The organism is Phenylobacterium sp. LjRoot97, from assembly GCF_964254345.1.
GTDB lineage: Bacteria > Pseudomonadota > Alphaproteobacteria > Caulobacterales > Caulobacteraceae > Phenylobacterium.
Map to the genome: position 1 here is coordinate 4015678 of NZ_CAXUTH020000001.1, position 24176 is coordinate 4039853.

Below are 24176 nucleotides of genomic sequence, written 5' to 3' on the forward strand. Positions count from 1 at the left end.
CGGCCTAGTCGTCGACGTTCGCCCCGCGCATCTCGCGCACGAAGAAGAAGCCGATGACCGCCGTCGCCGCGGCGATGACGATCGGATACCAGAGCCCGAAATAGATGTTGCCGGTGGCCGCCACCATGGCGAAGGCGGTGGTCGGCAGGAAGCCGCCGAACCAGCCGTTGCCGATGTGGTAGGGCAGGCTCATCGAGGTGTAGCGGATGCGGGCCGGGAACATCTCGACCAGGGCCGCGGCGACCGGGCCGTAGACCATGGTGACGTACAGCATCAGCAGGAACAGCAGCCCCACGACCATCGGCCGGTTGATCTGCGCCGGATCGGCCTTGGACGGGTAGCCCGCCTCGTGCAGGGCCGCGTTGAGCTCCTTGACCCAGGCGTCGCGGGCGACCTTGAACTGCGCCATGTCCATGCCGGTGGCGTCGAGCCCCTCGAGGCCCCGCTCGCCGATCATCACGAAGGTGGTTTCGGAGCGTGGGGTGGCCTCGACGCTGTCATAGGACACCCCGGCGTTGGCGAGCGCGGCGCGGGCGACGTCGCAGCCGCTGGTGAACACCTGCTTGCCGACCGGGTCGAACTGGACGTGGCAGGTGGCCGGGTTGGCGATCAGCACCACCGGCGCACGGGCGGCGGCGTGGGCCAGGGCCGGATTGGCCGCCTCGGTCAGCGCCTTGAAGATCGGGAAATAGGTCAGCGCCGCCAGCAGGCAGCCGGCCAGGATGATCGGCTTGCGGCCGATCTTGTCCGACAGCCAGCCGAACAGCACGAAGAACGGCGTGCCGAGGATCAGCGCGAAGGCGACCAGGGTGTTGGTCGTCGGCCCGTCGACCTTCAGCGTCTTTTCCAGGAAGAACAGGGCGTAGAACTGGCCGGTGTACCAGACCACCGCCTGGCCGGCGGTGAGCCCGACCAGGGCCAGCAGCACGATCTTCAGGTTCGACCACTGGCCGAACGACTCGGCCAGCGGCTTCTTCGAGGTCTTGCCCTCGTCGACCATCTTCTGGAAGACCGGGCTCTCGTTGAGCTTGAGCCGGATCCACAGCGACACCGCCAGCAGGATCGCCGAGACCAGGAACGGGATGCGCCAGGCCCAGGCCTTGAACACCTCCTCGCCGGTCAGCGAGCGCACCGCCAGGATGACGATCAGGCTGAGGAACAGGCCGAGCGTGGCGGTGGTCTGGATCCAGCTGGTGTAGAGCCCGCGCTTGCCGGGCGGCGCGTGCTCGGCGACGTAGGTGGCCGCGCCGCCGTACTCGCCGCCGAGCGCCAAGCCCTGGATCAGCCGCATGACGATCAAGAGCGCCGGGGCGGCGAGGCCGATCTGGTCGTAGCCGGGCAGCAGGCCGACCGCGAAGGTCGACAGCCCCATCAGCAGCATGGTCACCAGGAAGGTGTTCTTGCGGCCCCAGAGGTCGCCCAGGCGGCCGAAGACGATGGCCCCGAACGGACGCACCGCGAATCCCGCGGCGAAGGCCAGCAGGGCGAAGATGTAGCCGGTGGTCTCGTTGACCCCCGAGAAGAAGTGCTGGGTGATGAAGCCGGCCAGCGAGCCGTAGAGGTAGAAGTCGTACCACTCGAAGACCGTGCCGGCCGAGGCCGCGCCGATCACGAGGCGGTTCTTCTTCTTCGTGACGACGCCGTCGTCCGCGACCGCTTCGGCCATTTGCTTCCCCCTTATCGTTGAGGGGAGCCTAGCGGGATTTTGGACGGCGGAAACACCTTACAGCTCGTCATGGCCGGGCTTGTCCCGGCCATGACGATCCCAAGGGCGGCCTAGTGGCCCTCGCCGCCTTCGAGTTCGCCGAGCGCGCTCTGCAGGTAGTTCGGCTCGCCCAGGGTGCGGACGAGGTTGAGCTGGGTTTCGAGGAAGTCGATGTGCTCCTCGGTGTCGCTGAGGATCTCGCGCAGGATCTCGCGGGTCGCGTAGTCGCCGGTGGCCTCGCACTCGCGGATGCCTTCGATCTGATCGACGCGGCCGGCGACTTCGACCGCCAGATCCGAGGCCAGGCATTCGGGCACGGTCTCGCCGATCTTCAGCTTGTGCAGGTCCTGCAGGTTCGGCAGGCCTTCGAGGAACAGGATACGCTTGATGAGCTTGTCGGCGTGCTTCATCTCGCCGATGGATTCATCGTAGGTGATCTTGCCCAGACGGGCGTAGCCCCAGTCCTGGTACATGCGCGCATGCAGGAAATACTGGTTAACCGCGGTCAGCTCATTGGTGAGCACCGCGTTCAGCCGCCGGATGATCGCTTTGTCGCCCTTCATGAGCACCTCCTCGAATCCACTTCGAGGGGCAAACTCTTCCCGGGGGCGAATTTAGTCAAAGCCTATGTTTGCAAGTGATTCCGCGTTTCGTTCGCACGCCAACGCAGGCGGCGGCGAAACCTATTCGGCGGCGTAGCGCAGCGCCTCGCCGTGCTCGCCGATCATCTTGCGCATGTCGCAGACGCAGCGGGCGCATTGAGCTTGGGAATCGCAGGCGCGGAAGACCTCGGCCGGGCGCGTGGCCCCTGCTTCGATGGCGGCGCGGACTTCGCGCTCGCGGATGCCGTTACAATTGCAGACGTACAAGGCGGTCTAACTCCCGACGACGAGGCTTTGTACCAAATGCGAACGTCGTTGCAACTCATTTGCAACTCTTAGGCCGACTCCGCCAGGGGTGCGACGCGCGGCCGTTTGTCGCTGGACGCGGGCGCGGCTAGAAGGCGGCCATGACCGCCGAATGCCGCCTCTACCTGATCACCCCGCCCAAGCTCGACGACCTGGCCGCGTTCGGGCGGACGTTGGCGCATACCCTGGACGCCGGCGACGTGGCGGCGCTGCAGATCCGGCTCAAGGACGTGGACGACACGGTCATCGCCGCGGCGGTCGACGTGATCATGCCGATCGCCCAGGCGCGCGGCGTGGCGGTGATCCTCAACGACCGGCCCGACTTGGCCGCGCGGCTCGGCTGCGACGGCGTGCATGTCGGCCAGTCGGACACGCCCTATGCCGAGGCCCGCAAGATCATGGGTCGCGAGGCGATGATCGGGGTGACCTGCCACGACAGCCGCCACCTGGCGATGGAGGCGGCCGAGGCCGGCGCCGACTACGTGGCGTTCGGGGCCTTCTTCCCGACCACCACCAAGGACGCCCCGACCCGGGCCGAGCCGGAAATCCTGACCATCTGGCAGGAGACCATGGAGGTTCCGTGCGTGGCGATCGGCGGGATCACCGCCGACAACGCCGAAGGCCTGGCCAAGGCGGGCGCGGACTTCCTGGCCGTCTCGGCCGGCGTCTGGGCCCATCCGCAGGGACCCGCCGCCGCGGTGCAGGCGCTGGAAGCGGCGATCGCGCGCGGGCTCGCGGCGCGCGGCTGACTATTCGGGCGGGCCGTCCTCGTATTCGGGCAGGCCGGGCGGCGTGTGGACGAACGGATGGCGCGTGGCCGTGAAGACCATGCGCTGAGGGGCCGGCAGGTCCTGGCCCGCAAAGCAGCCGCCGGCTAGGCCGACGATGTCGTCCTCGTCGTCGGGAACCCACCAGAGGCTGGTCCCGCAGCGGGCGCAGCGATGGAAGGTGGTCGTCGCCCCCGGCGCCTGGAAGGTGTCGGTCGCACCCGTCCGCGCCACGATCTGATCTGGCTTTACATAGACGGTGACGCCGAAGAACCCGCCGGTCCGGCGCTGGCAACGGGTGCAGGCGCAGCTCGAAACCAGCAGCGGATCGCCGGCGATCGTGACCGAGAGATCGCCGCAGAAGCAGCGGCCCGTGCGCGTCGTCTGGTGCGTCATGTGACCACGATAGGCCAGACGCCTTGCCTTGGGCGAGCCCGGACACTAGTTTCCGCGGCTTCTTTCGCCCGAGATCATTGACACCGTGAGCACTCAAACCGCCCTTCTGAAGGTGATGAGCGACGCCGCCCGCAAGGCTGCCCGCGGCCTCAACCGCGACTTCGGCGAGCTCGGCGAGCTGCAGGTGTCGCGCAAGGCGCCGGCCGACTTCGTCTCGGCCGCCGACATCAAGGCCGAACAGACCATCTTCGAAGCCCTGGAAAAGGCCCGCCCCGGCTACAGCTTCATGGGCGAGGAGCGCGGTCTGATCGAAGGCACCGACAAGACCCACACCTGGATCGTCGACCCGCTGGACGGCACCACCAACTTCCTGCACGCGATCCCGCACTTCGCGATCAACATCGCGCTGGAGCGCGAGGGCGTGGTGGTCGCGGCGGTGACCTACAACCCGGTCACCAACGAGCTGTTCTGGGCCGAGAAGGGCAAGGGCTGCTACGTCAACGACAGGCGCCTGCGCGTCGCCGGCCGCAAGCACCTGGACGAGTCGGTGCTGGGCACCGGCATCCCGTTCCTCGGCCACGGCCAGCATGCGCGGTTCCTGAAGGAACTGCACCAGATCAGCCAGCGCGTCGCCGGCGTGCGCCGCTTCGGCGCTGCCTCGCTGGACCTGGCCTATGTCGCGGCCGGACGCCTGGACGGGTTCTGGGAACGCGACCTGAAGCCCTGGGACATGGCCGCGGGCGTGCTGATGATCACCGAGGCCGGCGGCAAGGTGACCAACGCCGACGGCGGCGACGACATCATGGGCTCGGGCTCGATCTGCGCGGCCAATCTCGAACTGCACCCGCTGGTGATCGAAAAGCTCAAGGCCGCGGCCTAGGCTCGAGCCTTGATGCAGGCGTCACCATGGGCGGCTAGTGTCGCCCCATGGACCTGACCCGACGCGCCTTCGCCCTCTCGAGCGCCGCCCTGGCGGCGAGCCCCGCCATGGCCACGCCCCCCGCTAAGCCGATCGTCATCGCTCACCGCGGCGCCAGCGGCGAGCGGCCCGAGCACACGTCGATGGCCTATCGGCTGGCGGTCGAGGAAGGCGCCGACTTCATCGAGCCGGACCTGGTGCTGACCAAGGACGGCCACCTGGTCGTGCGCCACGAGAACGAGATCGCCGGCACCACCGACGTCGCCGCGCGGCCGGAGTTCGCGAGCCGCAGGACCGCCAAGGTCATCGACGGCCAGAGCATCGAAGGCTGGTTCACCGAGGACTTCACCCTCGCCGAGCTGAAGACCCTGCGCGCCCGCGAGCGGCTGCCGCAGCTACGCCCGGCCAGCGCCAGGTTCGACGGCCAGGACGCGATCCCGACCTTCCAGGAGGTCGTCGCGCTGGCCAAGGCCGAGAGCGCCCGAACCGGCCGCGTCATCGGCGTCTATCCCGAGATGAAGCATCCGGCCTATTTCGCGTCCGTCGGGCTGCCGATCGAGGCGCGGCTGGCCCAGGCGCTGAAGGAGGCCGGCCTGGATGCCGAGGACGCGCCGGTGTTCGTGCAGTGCTTCGAGGTCCAGCCGCTGAAGACCTTCAAGACCCTGTCGAAGGCCCGCCGCGTGCAGCTGGTCGGGGCCGAGACGCCCGGCATGGTCAGCGCCGAGGGCCTCAAGCAGATCGCGAGCTACGCCCAGGGCGTGGGTCCCGACTGGTCGCTGGCGATCCCCACGGCCGGCGGCCGGCTGGGCGCGCCGACGCCGCTGGTCGCCCAGGCCCGGGCGCTGGAGCTTGAGGTGCATCCCTGGACCGTGCGGGCCGAGAACCGCTTCCTGCCGACGGCATTGCGCAATGGCGATGACCCGGCCGCCCACGGCGACGCCGGCGCGGTGCTGAAGGCGCTCTATGCGGCGGGCGTGACAGGCGTGTTCAGCGACTTCCCCGGGCTGGCGGTGGCGGCGCGGGGATAGCCTTCTTGTTTAGTTGCTCCCCCTCTGGGGGAGCTGTCAGCCGCATGGCTGACTGAGGGGGCCGACCGAGTCAGCAGTCCCCCTCCGTCTCGATGCTGCGCATCGATCCACCTCCCCCAGCGGGGGAGGAAATGGATCAGGCCGCCACGTCCCCGAACTGCAGGGCCGCCAGCCGTGCATAGAGGCCGCCGCCGGCGATCAGTTCGGCGTGGGTCCCTTGCTCCACGACCTTGCCGCCGTCCATGACCACGATGCGGTCGGCCTTGAGCACGGTGGCCAGGCGGTGGGCGATGACCAGGGTGGTGTGACCGACCATGGCGTCCTCCAGCGCGCGCTGGACCAGGCGCTCGTTCTCGGCGTCCAGCGCGCTGGTAGCCTCGTCGAGCAGCAGGATCGGGGTTTCGCGGATCAGGGCGCGGGCGATGGCCAGGCGCTGGCGCTGCCCCCCGGAGAGGCTGCGGGCGCGGTCGCCGAGCGGGGTGTCGAAGCCCTGCGGCAGGGCGTCGAGGAAGCCCTCGGCCTGGGCGGCGCGGGCGACGGCGCGGATGTCCTCGGGACCGGCGTCCAGCCGTCCGAAGCGGATGTTGTCGGCCGGTGAGCCGGAGAACAGCGGCGAGTCCTGCGAGACCAGCGCCATGCGGGCGCGGACCTCGCCCGGATCGGCGTCGCGCAGGTCGACGCCGTCGAGCCGGATCGTCCCGCTGAGCGGATCATAAAAGCGCAGCAGCAGCCGGAAGACCGTGCTCTTGCCCGAGCCCGAGGGGCCGACCAGGGCGACGGTCTCGCCCGGCGCGACGTGCAGCGAGAAGCCGTCGAGGGCCAGGGCGTCCGGCCGGGCCGGATAGGCGAAGCGCACGTCCTCGAAGGCGATCTCGCCGCGGGACGGCTGCGGCAGCGCCTTGGGCTGGGCCGGGGCGGCGATGGTCGGGGTCGCGGCGAACAGCTCGGAGACCCGCTCCATGGCGCCGGCCGCCTTCTGCACGTCGCCCCAGGTCTCGCCGAGCGCCCCGACCGAGCCGGCGGCCATCACCGCCAGGAAGGCGAACTGGAACAGCGCGCCCCAGGTCATCTCGCCGCGCAGGCCGGCGTGCACGCCGAGCCAGAAGATGAAGACGACGCCGCCGAACACCAGGCCGATGACCAGGGCGGTCATGATCGCCCGCGCGGTCATCCGGCGCAGCGAGGTGCGGAACGAGGCCTCGACCGCCTCGCCGAAGGTGGCGGCGCCCGCGCCTTCGCGCCCGAACGCCTGAACGGTCTCCAGCGCGTCGAGGGTCTCGCCGGCATGGCCGACGGCCGACGCGAACTGGTCCTGGGTCGAGGTGGTCAGCTTGCGCACCCGCTTTCCGTAGAGAAACAGCGGCGCGAGCACGAACGGGAACAGGGCGACGACCAGGCCGGTCAGCTTGGGGCTGACGATGACCAGCAGCACCAGCGCCCCGATCAGGGTCAGCAGATTGCGCAGCGCCACGGAGATCGAGGTCGAGAGCAGGCTCTCGACGATCTGGATGTCGGTGGTCAGACGCGAGAGCACCTCGCCGGTGCGGGTCTTGGCGAAGAACGGCTGGTCGAGGGTGAGGATGTGGGCGTAGGCGCCCTTGCGCAGGTCGGCGGTGATCCGCTCGCCCAGCTTGGTGACGAAGAAGTAGCGCAGGGCGCTGGAGGCGGCGAGCGCCAGGGCCACGCCGCCGATCAGCCAGAAGCGAGGGGCGACGCTGGCGTCGGTCGCGCCCGGCGCAGTCAGGTGGTCGACCAGCAGGCGCACAGCGCCGGACAGTCCCAGGGTCGAGGCGGCGGCGGTGATCAGGAACAGGCCGGCCCAGGCGGTGTCGCCCTTGTGACGGGCCAGGTACGGGGCCAGGGCGCGCAGGGCCCCGACGTTGCGGCTGCGGGTCCGACGCTGGGCGGCTTCGCTCAGATCCTGCGCCATGGCGGCGCCGGCGCTGGGCCGTCCTTCGACAGGGGCCTCGGCGGCCAAATCACTCATGGAAACTAGCGCCCTTGCTCTTACCGCGCCTTTTCCTGTATACGCGCGGCTTCCTTCGCGCCCGCCCTTGCGGCGGACCGTGAACTTTCTGCCGCTCCTTTACGTCGGTTGCCCTCGCGATGAAACAAGACACCCACCCGGACTACCATTTCATCACGGTCGTGATGACCGACGGTTCGAGCTATCAGACCCGCTCGACCTACGGCAAAGAGGGCGCGACCCTGAACCTGGACATCGACCCGAAGACGCACCCGGCGTGGACGGGCGGCAACCAGACGCTGCTGGACCGCGCCGGCCGCGTGTCGCGCTTCAACGCCAAGTTCGGCGCCTTCACCCGCAAGTAAGGCCTGCGGCGCGCCTGGCGCGCGCCCGCCGCACTCCGCGAGCAGATACGAAAACGCCGCGCTCCCGCGCGGCGTTTTTTGCTGTGTGCGCTCACCCGCGATTTCGCTCGCCGCCGCTCACCCCGGCGAAAGCCGGGGCCCAAGCGGGATCGCAAACACGCAAACAGCGCTCCAGCCGGGCTGAAGCGCTGCTTGGGTCCCGGCTTTCGCCGGGATGAGCGGAGTTGGACTCAGGCCCCGAAGGCGGCCTGCAGGCGGCCGAACTGGGACAGCACCGGGTTGGCGTCCTCCGGCTCGCTCTCTTCGATGTACATGCGGCGGTCCAGGTGGCGGACGCGCTCGTAGAGCCGCTCGGAGCGGTCGAGCAGCACCAGCAGGCCGGCCGGAAGGTCCTCGGTGGTGGCGCCGCGGCAGATGTCCTCGGCGCCGAGGCGGTAACGGTCCTCGCGGGCGCCCTCCGGCGGCATGTCGCCTTCACGCACCGCGCGCTGCACGAGCAGCCAGGAGGCGACCTGCATCAGCCGGGTGGTGAGTCGCATGCTTTCGCCGGCATAGGCCAGGGCGGCGCTGCGCGAGAGCAGCTTCGATTCCTGACGCCCCGAGCCGTCCAGGTAGCCGGCGGTCTCCTCGACCAGGTCCATGCCTTCCTGGAAGGTGCGGTCGAACAGCTCGGATCGCGCAAAGTCAGCGATCACGTCGGCTCGCCAGGCGCCGTTCGGCGCAAATCCCTCGGTCATGACAGCACTTAGCCTCTAAAATCCTCGCCCGCAGGTGTCTGCGGCTTCGGCGGCGGAGGTCTGCAACCCCCATGCCAGACGTAAACACCCGTTATCGATGACCCGCGTTTACGTTCGGTTATCCGTAAGCGCCGCTCAGCTTGGCCTTGAGAATAGCGCGTCGGCCGCCGCCCGGCCCGAATGCTTGCGCTCAATCTGGGCACGGCACCTGTCGATCTCTTCCTGCAGGGCGGCGATGCGGTCCTCCAGCTCGACGACGCCGTAGAGTTCGAGGTCCTCGCGCATCGCCTCGGCCAGCCGTTGGCCGCGCTGGACGCGGGTGTTCACCGGTTCATCCATCGAAGACCTCCCATTGCCAGATCCGTTCCGGCGTCTATCTGGGAGACTACGCTGAAAACCTGCCGGAGGGCGCCCCTGTGACCGAGACCATGACCGCTATCGCTGTGGAGGGCGGGCGAGGACCTGCGGAAAACCTCAAGCCGACGACCATCGCGCGGCCCAAGCCCGGGCCCGGCCAGATCCTCATCAAGGTCGAGGCCGCGGGCGTGAACCGTCCCGACCTGGCGCAACGCATCGGCGCCTATCCGCCGCCGCCCGGCGCGCCCGAGACCCTTGGCCTGGAAGTCGCCGGCGAGGTCGTGGTCGGGGCCGGACGCTGGAAGGCCGGCGACAAGGTGTGCGCCCTGCTCGGCGGCGGCGGCTATGCCGAGTACGCCGTGGTCGACGCCCGCCACGCCCTGCCGATTCCCCAGGGCCTGAGCGCCATCGAGGCCGCCGCCCTGCCCGAGACCGTGTTCACGGTCTTCGCCAACGTGTTCGAGCATGGGAGCCTGAAGGCCGGCGAGACGCTGATGGTGCACGGCGCGACGTCCGGGATCGGGACAACGGCGATACAGATGGCCAAGGCGGCCGGCGCCAAGGTCATCGCCACCGGCCGCGGCGCCGGCAAGGCGGCCGAGGCGCTGAAGCTCGGGGCCGACGTCAGCGTCGACGTCACCAGCCAGGACTTCGCCGAGGTCGCCAAGGCCGAGGGCGGGGTGGACGTGATCCTCGACATGGTCGGCGGCGACTACTTCGCCAAGGGCCTCGACAGCATCAAGACCGGCGGACGCATCGTGTTCATCGCCGCCCAGGGCGGCGGCGAGGTGGCGCTGCCGATCTTCCGGCTGATGATGAAGCGCGCCGTGGTCACTGGCTCGACCCTGCGCCCGCGCGACGCCGACGAGAAGGCGCGGCTGACGGCCGCGGTCGAGGCGACGGTCTGGCCCTGGATCGCAGCTGGCAAACTGAAGCCGCAGATCGACAAGACCTTCCCGCTGGCCGAGGCCGGCGCCGCCCACGCCTATCTCGAAGGCGGCGCGCACGTCGGGAAAGTCATGCTGACCACCGGCGCCTGAGTCGGAGTTCTAGGATGCGGCATGGCGGCGGGCGAAGCGCCCGCCGCCATCGCGGAATGTTTGCAGAACATCGGTAGCGGCATCGTCCCGCTCCACGAAATCCCTGTCCGGTAACGGTAAGGCGCCCAGCTGCGGCCACGAAATCCGTTGACGATGGGGAAACCCTCCCTCACGATTTGAGCAATTGATCGCGGACGTCCGCCACAGCTTCAAGGCTGTGGTTTGGCGGCCTCATAATGGCGGCTGCGCAGCATTGATCGCGCGGCGGGAGGAACAATTGGTCGACGGCCCATCTCAGCCGAATACGTTCGCGTGCGCCGAAGGTCCGAGCGTCCGCGCATGAGCGACTCCCGACCACCGCTGAGCCTCGCCACCAAGCTGTTCTACGCCGTCGGCGCCGTCGCCAACGCCGTGAAGCTGCGCGGGCTCTCGACCTTCCTGATGCTGTTCTACAATCAGGTCGTGGGGCTGCCGCCGACGACGGTGACCTTCGTCCTGATGATCGCCCTGGTGTTCGACGCCATCGTCGACCCGCTGGTCGGCCAGGTCTCCGACAACTTCAAGTCCCGGCTCGGCCGCCGCCACCCGTTCATGTACGCCGCGGCGATCCCGGTCTCGGTGGCGTTCTACATGCTGTGGAATCCGCCGTCGGGCCTCAGCGACGGCCAGATGGTCGGCTATCTGCTGGCCTGCCTGCTGACCGTGCGGCTGTTCGACACCTTCTTCGAGCTGCCGCACTCGACCCTCGCGCCCGAACTGGCCAAGGACTACGACGAGCGCACCAAGCTGATCTCGCTGCGCATGCTGTTCGCGGTGGTCGGCGGCCTGGGCATGACGGTCCTCGCCTACCAGGTGTTCCTCAAGGAGAACCCGGACGGCACCGGCGGCGTGCTGGCCCGCGACGGCTACTTCTCCTACTCGCTCTGCGCCTCGCTGCTGATCTTCGTCTGCATCCTGCTGTCGACGGCGGGCACCCAGAACCAGATCCCCTATCTGCGCCAGGCGCCGAACCGCAAGATCACCTTCAAGGCGATGGCCAAGGAGGTCGCCGCCACGCTGAACAACCGGGCCTTCGTCATCGCCACCATCACCGGGATGTTCGTGGCCATCGCCGTCGGCGCCCGCAACGCGCTGGAGATCTACTTCGGCCTCTATTTCTGGGAACTGACCCAGACGCAGCTCGCCGGCCTGGTGACGGTCAGCGTCGTCGGCTCGGCGATCGGCGTGGTCGCCTCGCCGAAGATCGCCAAGCGCATGGGCAAGAAGCACGGCGCGATCCTGATGTTCGCCAGCGCGCTGCTGGTCGGGGTCAGCCCGGTGGTCGCCCGACTGTTCGGGGTGATGCCGGCCAACGGCACTGGCCTGCTCTATGGCCTGCTGGTCGTCGAGACGGTGATCAACACCGCGCTCGCCGGCGCCACGGGCGTGCTGCTGGTCTCGCTGGTCGCCGACGTGATCGAGGACGCCGAGGTCAAGACCGGCCGCCGCTCGGAAGGCCTGCTGATGAGCGCCGACAACCTGTTCAAGAAGCTGGTCTCCGGCGTCGGGGTGTTCATCTCCGGCTCGGTGCTGGCGATCATCGCCTTCCCCGAGAACGCCAAGCGCGGCCAGGTCGACCCCGAGATCATCCACAACATGGGCCTGATCTACCTGCCGGTGATCGGGGTGCTGTTCGGGCTTGGGATCGTCAGCCTCAGCTTCTTCAACATCGACAAGGCCAAGCACGAGGACAACCTCGCCCGCCTGGCCGAGCGGTCCGGCGCGCCAAGCCAGGACCTCGAGCCCGAACCTGCGCCCGAGCCCCCCGCCGCATCGCCGCAGCCCTTCAAAGCCTGACCTTAAGTCCAGGATTCACGACATGACCGACGCCGCCGCCGGCCTGCCGCCACGCCCGCCCATCACGTTCACGACCAAGGCGCTCTATGGCCTTGGCGCGGCCGCCAACATCATCAAGCAGCGGGGCATCACGACCTTCCTGCTGCTGTTCTACAACCAGGTCGTCGGCCTGCCGCCGGCCATGGTGTCGACGGCGATCATGATCGCGCTGATCTTCGACGCCTTCGTCGACCCGATGGTCGGGCAGATCTCGGACAACACCCGCAGCAAGTGGGGACGTCGCCACCCGTTCATGTACGCCGCGGCCCTGCCGGTCGCGATCGCCTTCTACATGATCTGGAACCCGCCGGTCGGCTGGGAGGAGGAGGCGCTGTTCGGCTACATGCTGGTCTGCCTGCTGGTCATCCGGCTGTTCGACACCTTCTTCGAACTGCCCTCGTCGGCGCTGCTGGCCGAGCTGACCAGCGACTACGACCAGCGCACCAGCATGATCGCCATCCGCTCGTTCTGCGGCGTCGCCGGCGGCCTGATCATGCAGCTGCTGGTCTACCAGGTGTTCCTCAAGAAGAACGCCGACGGCACCGGCGGCCTGCTGTCGCGCGACGGCTGGCAGACCTATTCGATCGTCGCGGCGATCACGATCTTCACGATCATCCTGATCTCGTCGCGGGCGACCCACCACCAGATCCCCTACCTGCGCCAGCCGCCGAAGCGGAAGATCACCATCCGCGCTATGGTGCGCGAGGTCGGCGCCACCCTGAACAACCGCTCGTTCGTCGCGCTGACGATTTCGGGCATGTTCATGAACGTCTCGCTCGGCCTGAAGACCGCGCTGGAGCTCTATTTCAACCTCTACTTCTGGGGTCTGACCCAGGGCCAGCTGGCGCTACTGACCGTCACCGGCGTGGTCGCCAGCGTGATCGGCGTCGTCGCCGCCCCGAAGGTCGCCGCCAAGCTCGGCAAGAAGCTGGCCGCCATCACCATGTTCTTCGGCGCGGTGATCGCCCTGCTGCTGCCGATCGGCCTGCGCATCATGGGCCTGATGCCCGAGAACGGCACCAACCTGCTGTTCGGCATCCTGATCGTCGACTTCATGGCCAACGGCGCCATGGCGATCATGACCGGGGTCATGCTGCAGTCGATGATCGCCGACGTCGTCGAGGACAGCGAGGTCAAGACCGGCCGCCGCTCCGAGGGGCTGCTGTTCTCGGCCGACAACCTGTTCAAGAAGATCGTGTCCGGGGTCGGGGTGTTCACCTCCGGCGTGCTGCTGGCCTATGTCGCCTTCCCGCAGGGCGCCAAGCCGGGCGAAGTCGATCCCGAGCTGCTGCGCAACCTGGCGCTCATCTACCTGCCGACGATCGGCGGCTTCTACGCCGTCGCCATCACCTGCCTGTTCCTCTACCGGATCGACAAGACCACCCACGAGGAGAACCTGCGCAAGCTGCAGGAAGGCGCCGTCGAGGTCCGCACCACCGACGCCCAGATCGAAGGCGCCAGCCCCGCCGCCACCGGCCCGGCCGGCGACCTGAGCCCGGTCGCGCCAAAGGCCTGACGATCCGTCCCGCCAGCCCTCCGCGGGCCGGCGTCCTGAACGACCATGATCCCCTCGCGGCGTCGCCGCGGGGGGATTTTCTTTGCCGCGAATAGACGCTTGCCAGCGGCCAGATCATACCGAATATTCGAAGCGTGACGTCCGCGGCGAAGATCGCGGCGCACCGGCCAGGGAGGAGCGCATGGGCAAGGCCCAAGCGGCGGACGGACGCCTGAGCGTCGGGTCCAAGATGTTCTACGGCGTCGGCTCGGTCGCCTTCGGGGTCGCCACGCTCGGCCTCTCCTCGGCGGTGCTGCAGCCCTATCTGAACCGCGTGATCGGCCTGCCGGCGCTATGGGTCGGCACGGCGATCATGGCCACCCTGATCCTCGACGCCTTCATCGATCCGGCGATCGGCCAGTGGTCGGACAAGCTGCGCACCCGCTGGGGCCGCCGACATCCGCTCATGTACGCCGCCGCCCCGCTGGTGGCGCTGGCCTGCTTCGGATTCTGGAACTCGCCGGCCGACTGGCCGCCGGAGAGCATCGGGCTCTACCTGATCGGCATGCTGGTGGTGCTCCGCATCTGCGTCAGCCTCTACGAGGTGCCGAGCCAGGCCCTGGCCCCGGAACTGACCTCCGACTACCACCAGCGCACCAGCCTGTTCAGCTACCGGTTCTTCTTCGGGGTGATCGGCGGGTTCGGGATGAACGTGGTGCTCTACCAAGTCTTCCTGAGCCCGGAGAACGGCGGGATCCTCAATCGGGACGGCTATGCGCAGTACGGGATCCTGGCCGGGCTGGTGATGGCCGCCTCGATCCTGATCTCCTCGCTCGGCACCCACCGGCACATTCCGCGGCTGGCCGCGCCGCCCGAGCGGCAGGCCAGCCTCGGGCAGTTGCTGCGCGAGATCGGCGGCACGCTGTCCAACCGCTCGCTGGTGGTGGTCATGGCCTCGGGCCTCTGCTCGGGCGTGGCGGCGGGCATGACCAACGCGCTCAGCCAATACTTCTATCTGGAGTTCTGGGGACTCAGCGCCGCCAACATCTCGATGCTGGCCCTGGCCTCGGTGCTGGCCTCGGTGTCCGGCGTGGCGATCGCCGCCCCGGCCTCGAAGGCGTTCGGCAAGAAGGCCGCGATGCTCGGCCTGTTCAGCGTGTCGACGGTCACCGCCTCGGCTCCGATCCTGCTGCGGCTGCTGCACGTGATGCCGCCGAACCATTCGCCGTGGGTGTTCGCCATCCTCTGGGTCGACGCCTTCGTCGCCACCACCCTGGCCATCGCCGGCTACATCATCATCTCCTCGATGATCGCCGACATCGTCGAGGACGCCGCGGTCCGCACCGGCGTGCGCTCCGAGGGGCTGCTGTTCGCCGCCAACGGCCTGCTGCCCAAGTTCACCGCCGGCATCGGCGTGTTCCTCAGCGGCGTGCTGCTGACCTTCGTCGCCTTCCCGACCCACGCGCCGGCCGGTTCGGTCGGCCCGGACATCATGCGCCAGCTGGCGCTGATCTACCTGCCGATCACCTTCGGCATGAACATGCTCTCGATCCTGGTGCTGACCCTCTACCGCATCGACCGCGAGACCCATGAGCGCAATGTCGCGGCGCTGGCCGGCGAGAAAACCGTCGGCGACGAAGGCCAGCCGCCGCAGGCCGAACCGGTGATCGCCAGCGCCGGTTGAGACGCCCCCTTCCCTCGCCCTCCTGGTCGTGTTTACAAAAGCGAACATAGAACAGGGGAAACGCCGTGGCGGAAGCCGTACCAGATGCTCAAAAGCAGGGCCGCTTGAGCGTCCCGACCAAATTCTTCTACGGCTTCGGCTCGGTCGCCTTCGGGGTGAAAGACCAGGGCTTCTCCTATCTTCTGCTGATCTTCTACAACCAGGTGGTCGGCCTGCCCTCGGCGACCGTGGGCCTGGCGATCATGATCGCCCTGATCATCGACAGCTTCCTCGACCCGATCATGGGCCAGGTGTCCGACAACTGGCGCTCGCGCTGGGGTCGCCGCCACCCGTTCATGTACGCCGCCGCCCTGCCGGTGGCGCTGTCCTACCTGCTGCTCTGGAACCCGCCGCAAGGCTGGTCGCATGAGGCGCTGTTCTTCTACCTGATCGTCGTCGCGGTGATCATCCGCAGCTTCATCACGATGTACGAAATCCCCTCCTCGGCGCTGGCGGCGGAGCTGACCACCGACTACGACGAGCGCACCAAGGTGATGTCCTACCGCTACTTCTTCGCCTGGTGGGGCGGCCTGACCATGACCCTGCTGGCGCTGAAGGTGTTCCTGACGCCGGACGCCGAGCATCCGGTCGGCCAGCTGAACCCGGCCGGCTACGTCACCTACGGCTATGTCGCCGCCGCGGTGATCTTCTTTGCGATCATCATCTCGGCGATGGGCACCCACAACCAGATTCCGCGCCTGCGCATCCCGCCGGCCCGCAAGCTGAGCCTGGGCCAACTGGCCAAGGAGATGGTCGGCACGCTCAGCCACAAGTCGTTCCTGGTGCTGATGGGCGCAGGCCTGTTCAACGCCATGGCCGGCGGCCTGGTGCTGTCGCTGAACCTCTACTTCAACACCTACTTCTGGCAGCTGCCGTCCGGCCAGATCGCCATCCTGGCGATGGCCAACTTCATCTCCGCGGCCCTGGCCTTCGGCTTCGCCGCGCCGCTGTCCAAGCGGCTGGGCAAGAAGCAGACAGCGCAGATCACCAAGGTGCTGTCCTTCGTCATCGCCGTCGCGCCGATCACCCTGCGGCTGACCGGCGTGTTCCCCGACAACAGCTCGCCGGCCCTGCTGCCGATCCTGTTCGTGCAGGCGGTGTTCTCGACCGGCTTCTCGATCATCTCGGCGATCCTGATCTCGTCGATGATCGCCGACGTGGTGGAAGACTCCGAGCTGCGCACCGGCCGTCGCTCCGAAGGCCTGTTCTTCGCCGCCGCCGCCTTCGTGCAGAAGGCGGTCTCCGGCGTCGGCATCTTCGCCTCGAGCATGATCCTGCTGGCCATCGGCTTCCCGCAGAACGCCAAGCCGGGCGAGGTCAGCGAGGGCGTCGTGTCGAACCTCGGCATGACCTATCTGTTCGTGCTGGGCGGCCTCTACGGCGCGGCGATCCTCTGCGTCTCGCTCTACAAGATCACCCGCGACAGCCACGCCGCCAGCCTCGCCAAGCTGGCCGCCCAGGCTGAGCAGGTTGAAGGCGGCGAAGGCCCTGAGCGGGTCGGCTGACGCCCAAAGAAAAACGCGCCGGGCGCAGGGCCCGGCGCGTCGAACTTCCAGCCTCGCTGGCGGCGGCTACTTGGATATCCGCAGCGAGTTGATGTCCTGGGCGATGGCGCGGAACGCCACCTTCAGCTCCGCGCCGCCATTGGGCGTGTAGGCGTACTCCGCCGAGGTCGCGCAGTTGTTCATCATCGCGGTGATGTCACGATCGCTGCTGACGTTGAAGCCGACCGTGTAGATGATCACGCCCTTCTTCTTCATGTTCTCGCAGAGCTTGGCCGCCTGGACGAGCGGATCGCCATTGATCGAGTTGCAGTTGATGCGGTTGCTGGCGCTCGCCGCCCCGGAGCTAGAGTCAGCATCCTTCGCAGCGACGCCACGGCAATAGGGCGTGTTGAAGATGCCGTCGGTCATCAGGATCACGACCTTAAGGAGCTGCGGCTTGGCGTACTCGGCCGGAGCGCTGCTTCCTGTCCAGACCGAGCTCCACTCGGGAGAGATCATGTACCAACCCCAGGCCAGCCCGATCTGGCCGGCCGTGGAGCCGCTGGCGCTGAGCGAGTCGATGCGCGCCTTGAGCGTGGTCTTGTTGGTGGACAGCGGCATGATTGCGGCCGACGGACAGGAGCCGTCGGAAGAGTAGTGCCAGCCGACCGGCGCCGTGGGCCCGGCGTCGGTGTAGGCCTCGGCTCCCAGACGTTCCGTCGCGCAGGTGGAAGGCTGCCAATAGGTAGGATTGGAGATGAGGCTGTTGTTCGCATTGACGAAGATGTGTTGCGCGCAACCTTCGCCCTTGCATTGGGCCGTGCCGCCCGAGGTGTAGGCGGTATAGCTCGAGCCGTTGACGTTGGCCGGAGAGACGGCGTTGGTCTTCAGCTGGAAGGTGTTCTGGGTGACGCCGGTCGCGACATAGGTGTTGGAATTCAGCTGGGTCATGCCCTTGACCCCCGAGATCGTCACGCGCTCGCCCTCGTAGAGCCCGTGGTTCGGGGAGGTGACAACGACCGGGTTAGCCTTGGTCGCGCCGGTGATGTTCGTCGCGGCCTTGGTCGAACCCCGCGCCGTGGCGGCGTAGGTCGAGCTCATGTTGACGCCCACGGAATAGGGCACGATAGCGACCTTGGTGTAGTAGGGCGCCTGCACGTCCTTGACGACCAAGTCGACCAGATCCTTCGCGGCGGTCTTCAAGTTGGCCATGTCGGCGCTCATCGAGCCGGTGGTGTCGAGCACCAGGGCGACTTCGACGTTGTTGGAGTTGCGCAGCACCTCGGAACTGGCGGCGATGTCGGCCTGCACCCACAGGCGCGGCCCCACCGTCGGCGGGGTGATGGTCGCGTGCCCCTTGATGGTGATCTTGTCGGCGGCCAGCTGGAACGTGCTCGAGGTGATGGCCTGGCCCGTCGGCAGCTGCAGGTTCGCGCGCAGGGCCGCGTCGCCGGACGTCTGGATGTCGGTGGCGGAGGTCGCGCTCGACCGGGCCACGTAGAGCGTGGCGGTGTCGAGGGCGTCCTGCAGTTGGCCGCGCTGGGTCGTGATCATGTAGAGGTCGATCAGACCCATGGTGGCGGGCGCCAGCAACAGCAGGCCCACAGCGAAGAAGACGGCGGTCGCGCCGCGCTCGTCGCGGACGCCCGCGACGCACCGGGCCTTGAGCCGCCCGGTCATGCCATGAATACGCCTGGCGACTTGCTTGGTGATCTTTTCCACGCGTGGAGCCCCAGCAGTTCAGAGTTGAATCCGCTGGAGCTTGCCAGAGCAGCGTAAACGAACGGGCGCCGAAGAAGGTTAAGGCAAAGCTTAATTCGGCGCCCGTTAACCGACTTACCAGCCGCAGCTTTCGCCCTTGTTCTGGACGGTCAGCCAATCGTTCAGCGGCTTGAAGTAGGCCGTCACCGCGCTGGCGTCGGCGGTCTTCTCGCCGGTGAAGGCGGCCATGGCTTCGGGCCAGGGCTTGGACGCGCCCATTTCCAGCATGGCGTTGAATTTCTGGCCCATTTCCTTCTCGCCATAGACCGAGCAGCGATGCAGCGGCCCCTTCCAGTCGATCTGGTTGCAAGCCGCGCGGTGGAACTGGAACTGATAGATGTGGGCCAGGAAGTAGCGGGTGTAGGGCACGTTGGCCGGCACGTGGTACTTGGCAGCCGGATCGAAGGCGTCGGCCGGGCGCGGGCCCGGCGGGGTCAGGCCTTGATACTTAAGGCGCAGCTTCCACCATTCGTCATTGTAGTGGTCGGGCGTCGCCTCGCCCGAGAACACCTCCCAGCGCCAGCGGTCGACCATCAGGCCGAAGGGCAGGAAGGCGATCTTGTCGAGCGCCATCTTCAGCAGGAACGGGATGTCCTCCTCCGCGCCCGGCGCCTTGTCGATCAGGCCAATCTGCTGGAGGTAGGTCGGGGTCAGGGCCGAGAGGCCGACGAAGTCGCCGATCGCCTCGTGGAAGCCGTCGTTCGCGCCGTTCTTGAACAGGAACGGCTGATCCTTGTAGGCGCGTTGGTAAACGTTGTGCCCGAGCTCGTGGTGAACGGTGTAGAAGTCTTCGGCGTCGACCTTGGTGCACATCTTGATGCGCACGTCGTCACGGTCGTCGAGGTCCCAGGCCGAGGCGTGGCAGACCACTTCACGGTCCTTCGGGCGGGTGATCATCGAGCGCTGCCAGAAGGTTTCCGGCAGCGGCGAGATGCCGACCGAGGTGTAGAAGCTCTCACCGGTCTTGACCATCTTCACCGGGTCATAGCCCTTTGAAACCAACAACTTGTCGAGGTTGTAGCTCGACGAGGCGGTCTTCGGCTGGACCACGTCGTAGACGTTGCCCCACTGTTGGGCCCACATGTTGCCGAGCAGGTCGGCGCGGATCGGGCCGGTGCGCGGCTGCACGGCGTCGCCGTACTTGTCGTTCAGCTGGCCGCGCACGTAGCAGTGCAGATTGCGGTAGAACGGCTCGACCTGGCTCCACAGGCGGTCGGTCTCGGCCGCGAACTTGTCCGGGTCCATGTCGTAGTTCGAACGCCACAGCGCGCCGGTGTCCTTGAAGCCCAGGTCGCGGGCCCCCTCGTTCGAGAGCTCGGCCAGCTTGGCGTAGTCGCCGCGCATCTGCGGGGCGACCGAGTGCCAGCCCTCCCAGACCGCCTTCAGCTCGGCCGGATCGCGGCTCTTGGCGAGGATCTCCTCGGCGTCGTTGAGGGTCAGGGTCTTGCCGCCGTACTGGAACTTGCCGGCCGAGTAGGTCGAGTCCAGGCGGGTGGCGATGGTCGCCAGCTCGCCAGCGGCGCCGGGCCGGTTGGGGGCCGGCGAGACCAGGAACAGCTTGAGCAGCTTGAGCTTGCGGGCGGTGACCGGATCGACGGCCACGCCGTCGTACTTGGCCGCCTCACGGGCATAGCGGGCGGTGAGCTCGTTCTGCTCGGCCGTGGCCTTGGCCTCCAGCCACTGGGTGTCCTCGGTGATGTAGGTCGCCCGCACCCAGGCCGACTTGGCCACGTACTGGTTGAAGGCGGCGAGTTCGGCCTCGGCCTTGTCGACGAAGGCCTTGGCCTCGGCGGGGGTCGGCTTGGCGGGCTTGGGGGCCTGGGCCGAAGCGGGGGCGAAGGCGAACAAAGCGACCGCTGTAGCGGCCAGCAACTGAGATTTCATGCGGCGAGACGTCCCTAACGCGGCAAATGCGGCCTTGAAGGCCGCGCTGAACGGAAAGGAACGTCTGGGAGAGGCGCCGTCAAGCGGCGCTTAGGCGCGGGCCTCGGAGGCGGCCATGCGGATTGCGGTCTCGACCGACGCTTGAGCGTCGGACTGCGACAGGTCGAGGCCCTGGGCGACAGTCTCGCCGTCCTCGTCGAAAATCCGCCAGGCCCAGCCGCATTCGGCGTGGGCCAGTGAGTAGGCGAACGGAAGATCCGTCACAAGCGCCTCCGCGAAACTCATGCTGCAATGCGGCATGTCCGCTTTATGACGACTCCAAGACCTGCGTGAGTCAAGCTTTCGGGCGGTTGCGGCGCAACACGAAAAGTTTCATCGGAACCCAGCACGGGCCTGGGAACCTATAGCCAGGCAAGCTTGGCGAAGGGATTTTGCATGTCAGATCAACCGTCTGTGGACGAACTGAAAGCCGGCGCGGCGCGCCTGATCCGCCAGGCCGCCCTGGTCGACGGCGAATGGATCGCCGCGGAGGGCGCCACCGTCATTGAGGTCGTCAATCCTGCCGATGGGACGATCGTCGGACGGGTCCCAAAGCTGCCGAAAGACCAGGTCGGACGAGCGATTCGCGCCGCCGACGCGGCCTTCCGCCCCTGGGCGGCGCTGAAAGGGGCCGAACGCGGCGCGATCCTTTCCCAGTGGGCTCAGAAGGTTAGCGAGAACGAGCAGGCGCTGGCGGCGATCATCGCGCTGGAGAACGGCAAGCCGTTCAAGGAGGCGCTGAGCGAAGTCCGCTACGCAAACTCTTTCGTCAGCTGGTTCGGCAATCTGGCCCAAAGCCTGGACGGCAAGGCGATCCAGAGCCCCAACGGGCAGGATTTGATCCTCGCCTTCCAGGAACCTGTCGGCCCGGTGGCGGCGATCACCCCGTGGAACTTCCCGGCCGCGATGATCACCCGCAAGGCGGCGGCCGCGTTCGCCGCCGGCTGCCCGGTGGTGCTCAAGCCCGCCTCGGCGACGCCGTTCACGGGCCTGGCGCTGGCCGCCCTGGCGCTGGAGGCCGGCGTGCCTGCAGGCTGCTTCTCGGTGGTCACCGGCGCGCAGGACGTGGTCGGCGGGGCCCTGACCGGGTCGCCGCTGATCCGCAAGCTGTCCTTCACCGGCTCGACGCAGGTCGGCCGGACCCTGGCGGCCCAGTGCGCCCCGACCCTGAAGCGGCTGTCGATGGAGCTCGGCGGAGCCGCGCCGCTGCTGGTGTTCGACGACGCCGACATCGACGTCGCGGTCGAAGGCACGGTGGCCGGCAAGTTCCGCGCCGGCGGCCAGACCTGCGTCTGCCCCAACCGGGTCTATGTGCAGGCCGGCGTGCGCGAGCGCTTCGTCGCGGCGCTGGTCGCCAAGGTGAAGACCCTGAAGGTCGGCGATCCCTTCGCGCCGGACACGGTGATCGGACCGCTGATCGACGCCAAGGGCGTGGCCAAGGTCGAGGACCACATCGCCCGCACGGTCGCGGCCGGCGGCCAGGTGCTGACCGGCGGGGCGCCGATCGAGGGCAACTTCTTCGCGCCGACCGTCACCTTCGGCGGCGACGACGTGCTCTTCTGTCACGAGGAGACCTTCGGTCCGCTGGTGCCGGTGTTCGAGTTCCAGACCGAGGACGAGGCGATCGAACGGGCCAACGCCTCGGAGTTCGGGCTGGCGGCGTTCCTGTTCTCGGACGACCTGAACCGCGCCATGCGGGTCGGCCGGGCCATCGAATCCGGCATCGTCGGGATCAACGCCGGACTGATCTCCAACGCCGCCAATCCGTTCGGCGGGGTCAAGCAGAGCGGCTACGGCCGCGAGGGGTCGGTCTACGGGATCGCCGACTACATGCAGGTCAAGGCGCTGACCCTGGCGCTGCGCCAGGCCTAGAGGACGCCGAGGCCGCGGCCCCAGTCCTCCAGCGTCTCGCGCACCTTCACCGCCGGGTCGGCGTCGCGTCGGAACGCCCACCAGACCAGCGCCCCCTGCCATAGGCTGAGCATCTGCCAGCCGAGCCGGCCGCCGCGTTCGGGATCGTCGGTGAGGCGCCGCCCGAGCGCGCCCGCCAGCCGCGCGCCCCAGGCCGCGCCGCGGGCGCGCAGCACCGGATTGCGGACATCCTCGCGCAGCAGCAGCAATCCGTCGGTGAAGTCGTACTCCGCCGCCTCCGAACGGGTCAGACGCACCAACAGCTCGACGGCCCCGGCGGGATCGGGCGACGCCGCCGCCTCGGCGGCCGTCGTCTCCTCGTCGAGCCGGTCCCAGGCATGAAGGAGCACGGCCTCGACCATGCCGGCGCGGGTTCCGAACCGCTGAACCAGGGTGGCGGCGGCGAGACCTGCAGCGCCCGACGCCCTGGCGAAAGAGACCTCGGCCGGACCGTGCTCCAGCACGGCGCCCAACAGCCGATCCAGGAGCTGCTCGTCGGAAATTGTCTTGCCTCGGGCCATGCTCGAATAATAAACGAACGATCGTTTATATTCAAGCGAGCGACCTATGGCGAAAATTCTCGGCTACATCGCAGCCAGCCTCGACGGCTTCATCGCCGCGCCGGACGACAGTCTGGACTGGCTGTTCAAGTACGACGGCATGGACCTGGGCGAACACGACTACGCCCTGTTCCTCAAGCAGATCCGCACGGTCGTCATGGGCCGCGGCACCTACGACTTTCTCGCCCGCGATCCGGCGCCCTGGGCCTATGGCGACCAGCGGGCCATCGTCGTGACCTCGCGGCCGATCGAGGATCCCAAGGGCGCGCTCGAGATCCGCAGCGACGTGGACGCCCTGATCGCCGAGCTGCGCGCGCTGGAGGACGGCGACGTCTGGATGCTGGGCGGTGGCGAACTGCAGATGGCGTTCATGGAACGCGGCGCGCTGGACGAGATCGAGGTCTACGTCATTCCCGAACTGCTGGGCGGGGGCAGCCCGCTGTTTCCCGCGACCGGCTTCCAGGCGAGCCCCCGGCTGCTGAGCGCCAAGGCCCTGGATCGCGGGTGCGTGCGGCTGCACTACGCGCTCGGGGAGCGCACGGGGTAGCAACGCCCCGCTCATGCAACGAAACACGCCGCCGGTGAGGGGCCGGCGGCGTGCTCTGGTCTGGCGTCGCTGCTCTCTAAGCGAGCGCCGAACCGGTGCGGCGGGCGCGGATCATCGCCCCTGTCGCGCCGAAACCGACGATCATCAGCGCCCAGGTCCCCGGCTCGGGAACCGCGCCCAGCGGGCTGAAGGACAGCGTGCCGCTGTAGGTCGCCGCTGCGCCCGGGCTGTAGCCGGTGACCACCAGCTGCTGCGGCCCGGCCGAGACCGGCAGATTGGTCAGGAACCGGAACTCCGGCAGGCCGCTGCCGCCGATCACCGACGCGAAGGCCACGCCGTTCAGGGTCACCGACGTGAAGTTGAGATCGTTGGCCTTGGACGTGAAGCTCGACGAGATCGTTCCCGAGCTGACGCCAAGTACAGGCCACGTGAAGTTGAAGGTGTTGGTGAAACTTCCCTTGGCGATTCCGCCATCGTTTCCGAACACGCCGCTGATCGAGCCGTCGCTGTCCGGTGACGTGAAGCTGATGTACGTGGCGGCGGACGCGCTCGACGCGCCGATGACCATCGCCGCGCCGACAACTGCTGCAAGTAACGCTTTTCGCATGAGATTATCCTTCAAGAACGCGGCGTTATTGGCCGCCTTGAGCTTCACCGCATTATCGCCGCGGCCTGACGGCGAACAATCTGGTGAGACGGACATGCGCGG

23 protein-coding genes are annotated in these 24176 nt (G+C 67.9%); 11 read left to right on the forward strand and 12 right to left on the reverse strand.

The features are described from left to right. Positions 1-4 precede the first annotated feature (4 nt). The 3 genes from ACSQ2H_RS19935 to ACSQ2H_RS19945 all read right to left on the reverse strand — a co-directional run bounded on the left by ACSQ2H_RS19935 (position 5) and on the right by ACSQ2H_RS19945 (position 2574). The gene (locus ACSQ2H_RS19935; RefSeq protein WP_436063109.1) at positions 5-1666 is read right to left on the reverse strand and encodes an MFS transporter; all 1662 of its coding nucleotides are present in this window, start codon (positions 1664-1666) and stop codon (positions 5-7) included. A gap of 110 nt (positions 1667-1776) precedes the next feature. Further along, positions 1777-2268 (reverse strand): bacterioferritin, encoded by a 492-nt coding sequence (bfr, locus tag ACSQ2H_RS19940; protein WP_183771426.1) that lies wholly within the window; start codon positions 2266-2268, stop codon positions 1777-1779. Between the two features lie 120 nt (positions 2269-2388). After that, a complete protein-coding gene (locus tag ACSQ2H_RS19945; protein WP_267232422.1) occupies positions 2389-2574 on the reverse strand; it encodes a (2Fe-2S)-binding protein in 186 nt (61 codons plus the stop codon). Positions 2575-2714: 140 nt separating this feature from the next. Between ACSQ2H_RS19945 and thiE the strand changes: the two genes are divergently transcribed. Further along, on the forward strand, positions 2715-3362 hold the full coding sequence (gene thiE / locus ACSQ2H_RS19950) for a thiamine phosphate synthase (RefSeq protein WP_436063110.1): 648 nt from the start codon (positions 2715-2717) through the stop codon (positions 3360-3362). On the opposite strand, the gene ACSQ2H_RS19955 is transcribed toward thiE, so the two are convergent. Beyond that, entirely contained in the window at positions 3363-3776 is a 414-nt protein-coding gene (locus tag ACSQ2H_RS19955; RefSeq protein ID WP_436063111.1) for a GFA family protein, read from the reverse strand. Positions 3777-3861: 85 nt separating this feature from the next. Between ACSQ2H_RS19955 and ACSQ2H_RS19960 the strand changes: the two genes are divergently transcribed. Together ACSQ2H_RS19960 and ACSQ2H_RS19965 are read left to right on the forward strand one after the other, a co-directional pair. Next, on the forward strand, positions 3862-4656 hold the full coding sequence (locus ACSQ2H_RS19960; RefSeq protein ID WP_436063112.1) for an inositol monophosphatase family protein: 795 nt from the start codon (positions 3862-3864) through the stop codon (positions 4654-4656). Between the two features lie 47 nt (positions 4657-4703). Then, positions 4704-5723 carry a glycerophosphodiester phosphodiesterase gene (locus ACSQ2H_RS19965; protein WP_436063113.1) on the forward strand — a complete coding sequence of 340 codons (1020 nt, stop codon included), beginning with the start codon at positions 4704-4706 and terminating at the stop codon, positions 5721-5723. Between the two features lie 136 nt (positions 5724-5859). On the opposite strand, the gene ACSQ2H_RS19970 is transcribed toward ACSQ2H_RS19965, so the two are convergent. Next, positions 5860-7710: an ABC transporter transmembrane domain-containing protein gene (locus ACSQ2H_RS19970; RefSeq protein ID WP_436063114.1), complete on the reverse strand. Its 1851-nt coding sequence runs from the start codon at positions 7708-7710 to the stop codon at positions 5860-5862. Between the two features lie 119 nt (positions 7711-7829). Between ACSQ2H_RS19970 and rpmE the strand changes: the two genes are divergently transcribed. Beyond that, positions 7830-8054: a 50S ribosomal protein L31 gene (rpmE, locus tag ACSQ2H_RS19975; RefSeq protein WP_293404218.1), complete on the forward strand. Its 225-nt coding sequence runs from the start codon at positions 7830-7832 to the stop codon at positions 8052-8054. A 230-nt stretch (positions 8055-8284) separates the two neighbouring features. On the opposite strand, the gene rcdA is transcribed toward rpmE, so the two are convergent. Both rcdA and ACSQ2H_RS19985 read right to left on the reverse strand, forming a co-directional pair. After that, a complete protein-coding gene (rcdA, locus tag ACSQ2H_RS19980; protein ID WP_436063115.1) occupies positions 8285-8791 on the reverse strand; it encodes a protease adaptor protein RcdA in 507 nt (168 codons plus the stop codon). Between the two features lie 135 nt (positions 8792-8926). Then, the gene (locus tag ACSQ2H_RS19985) at positions 8927-9130 is read right to left on the reverse strand and encodes a DUF1192 domain-containing protein (RefSeq protein WP_436063116.1); all 204 of its coding nucleotides are present in this window, start codon (positions 9128-9130) and stop codon (positions 8927-8929) included. A gap of 77 nt (positions 9131-9207) precedes the next feature. Here ACSQ2H_RS19985 and ACSQ2H_RS19990 point away from each other — a divergent pair, with 77 nt between their 5' ends. The 5 genes from ACSQ2H_RS19990 to ACSQ2H_RS20010 all read left to right on the forward strand — a co-directional run bounded on the left by ACSQ2H_RS19990 (position 9208) and on the right by ACSQ2H_RS20010 (position 16786). Further along, positions 9208-10188 (forward strand): NAD(P)H-quinone oxidoreductase, encoded by a 981-nt coding sequence (locus tag ACSQ2H_RS19990; protein WP_436063117.1) that lies wholly within the window; start codon positions 9208-9210, stop codon positions 10186-10188. Positions 10189-10527: 339 nt separating this feature from the next. Then, positions 10528-12024: an MFS transporter gene (locus ACSQ2H_RS19995; RefSeq protein WP_436063118.1), complete on the forward strand. Its 1497-nt coding sequence runs from the start codon at positions 10528-10530 to the stop codon at positions 12022-12024. A 22-nt stretch (positions 12025-12046) separates the two neighbouring features. Next, positions 12047-13579, forward strand: a complete 1533-nt coding sequence (locus tag ACSQ2H_RS20000) for an MFS transporter (RefSeq protein ID WP_436063119.1) — start codon at positions 12047-12049, stop codon at positions 13577-13579. Positions 13580-13760: 181 nt separating this feature from the next. After that, on the forward strand, positions 13761-15242 hold the full coding sequence (locus ACSQ2H_RS20005; protein ID WP_436063120.1) for an MFS transporter: 1482 nt from the start codon (positions 13761-13763) through the stop codon (positions 15240-15242). Positions 15243-15346: 104 nt separating this feature from the next. Beyond that, positions 15347-16786: an MFS transporter gene (locus ACSQ2H_RS20010; protein ID WP_436063121.1), complete on the forward strand. Its 1440-nt coding sequence runs from the start codon at positions 15347-15349 to the stop codon at positions 16784-16786. Between the two features lie 66 nt (positions 16787-16852). Here ACSQ2H_RS20010 and ACSQ2H_RS20015 read toward each other — a convergent pair whose 3' ends face one another. The 3 genes from ACSQ2H_RS20015 to ACSQ2H_RS20025 form a co-directional block, all read right to left on the reverse strand. Then, positions 16853-18487, reverse strand: a complete 1635-nt coding sequence (locus ACSQ2H_RS20015; protein ID WP_436063122.1) for a ubiquitin-activating E1 FCCH domain-containing protein — start codon at positions 18485-18487, stop codon at positions 16853-16855. A 114-nt stretch (positions 18488-18601) separates the two neighbouring features. Further along, a complete protein-coding gene (locus ACSQ2H_RS20020) occupies positions 18602-20410 on the reverse strand; it encodes a M2 family metallopeptidase (RefSeq protein ID WP_436063123.1) in 1809 nt (602 codons plus the stop codon). A 90-nt stretch (positions 20411-20500) separates the two neighbouring features. Further along, positions 20501-20674: a hypothetical protein gene (locus ACSQ2H_RS20025; protein ID WP_436063124.1), complete on the reverse strand. Its 174-nt coding sequence runs from the start codon at positions 20672-20674 to the stop codon at positions 20501-20503. A 171-nt stretch (positions 20675-20845) separates the two neighbouring features. On the opposite strand from ACSQ2H_RS20025, the gene ACSQ2H_RS20030 reads away from it, so the two are divergent. Then, positions 20846-22321 carry an NAD-dependent succinate-semialdehyde dehydrogenase gene (locus tag ACSQ2H_RS20030; protein WP_436063125.1) on the forward strand — a complete coding sequence of 492 codons (1476 nt, stop codon included), beginning with the start codon at positions 20846-20848 and terminating at the stop codon, positions 22319-22321. Here the strand turns inward: ACSQ2H_RS20030 and ACSQ2H_RS20035 are convergent. Beyond that, positions 22318-22881, reverse strand: a complete 564-nt coding sequence (locus ACSQ2H_RS20035) for a hypothetical protein (RefSeq protein WP_436063126.1) — start codon at positions 22879-22881, stop codon at positions 22318-22320. The two genes, ACSQ2H_RS20030 and ACSQ2H_RS20035, sit on opposite strands and share 4 nt — an antisense overlap. Positions 22882-22927: 46 nt before the next feature. Between ACSQ2H_RS20035 and ACSQ2H_RS20040 the strand changes: the two genes are divergently transcribed. Beyond that, entirely contained in the window at positions 22928-23467 is a 540-nt protein-coding gene (locus ACSQ2H_RS20040; protein WP_436063127.1) for a dihydrofolate reductase family protein, read from the forward strand. A gap of 76 nt (positions 23468-23543) precedes the next feature. Here the strand turns inward: ACSQ2H_RS20040 and ACSQ2H_RS20045 are convergent, their stop codons facing one another. After that, complete coding sequence (locus tag ACSQ2H_RS20045; RefSeq protein ID WP_436063128.1) at positions 23544-24170, reverse strand: FxDxF family PEP-CTERM protein; 627 nt, start codon at positions 24168-24170, stop codon at positions 23544-23546. Between the last annotated feature and the right edge of the window lie 6 nt (positions 24171-24176).